A 249-nucleotide genomic window follows, 5' to 3' on the forward strand; every position below is an offset into this window, starting at 1 on the left:
GGGCGACCGCATCGCCTGAGCCTGAATAACAACACAGACATCCCAAGCGAGGAGACAACCCATGAAGATCCGTACCTGGCTGACCGTGGCGGCCGCCGCCCTGGCCACCGTGCTGGCGCCGTCCGCCGGCGCCCAGAGCAACTATCCCGACCGTCCGATCCGCCTGATCGTGCCCTTCCCGCCCGGCGGCACCTCGGACGTGGTCGGCCGCATCTTCGCCGAGGCGCTGGGCAAGCAGATCGGCCAGCC

The 249-nt window shown here is 69.5% G+C and carries 1 pseudogene; it reads left to right on the plus strand.

Annotation, left to right across the window (positions count from 1 at the left end):
- Window positions 1-61: 61 nt before the first annotated feature.
- Window positions 62-249 (plus strand): annotated as a pseudogene (locus tag SB771_RS36080) (ABC transporter substrate-binding protein); the annotation flags it as partial.

This window comes from Burkholderia sp. SIMBA_051 (assembly GCF_046534915.1).
Classification (GTDB): domain Bacteria; phylum Pseudomonadota; class Gammaproteobacteria; order Burkholderiales; family Burkholderiaceae; genus Burkholderia; species Burkholderia ambifaria.